This is a genomic window from Bradyrhizobium sp. CFUWI (genome assembly GCF_056429085.1).
In genome coordinates this window covers 1-394 of sequence record NZ_JBWJZE010000302.1, presented here as the reverse complement: position 1 = coordinate 394, position 394 = coordinate 1, and the positions used below count along the sequence as shown (strand labels likewise).

General features: G+C 67.0%; 1 protein-coding gene. It reads left to right on the top strand.

The annotated features are described in order from the left end of the window. Positions 1-394: formyltetrahydrofolate deformylase (locus AC066S_RS39915; protein ID WP_478272083.1), on the top strand; the 394-nt coding region annotated here is incomplete at both ends.

Genomic DNA, 394 nt, shown 5'->3' with positions numbered 1-394 from the left:
GCTCGGGCTGGTGCATGCGGTCTCCGGTTTCCTGCTGGAGCACGGTGGCAACATCGAAGAGGCCGCCCAGTACAACGACCACGCCACCGGCCTGTTCTTCATGCGCGTGCGCTTCGCCTGCGGCACCCACGACCAGGCCAGCCTGCGCGTGCAGCTCGCCGCCTTCGCCGAGCCGCACCGCATGCACTGGAGCCTGCACGCCGCCAGCGAGCCGATGAAGACCGCCATCATGGTCAGCCGCGAGGGCCACTGCCTGAACGACCTGCTGTTCCGCTGGAAGTCCGGCCTGCTGCCGGTGCACATCTGCGCCATCATCAGCAACCACCGCGACTTCTACCAGCTCGCGGCCAGCTACAACGTGCCCTTCCACCACATCCCGGTGACGAAGGACAAC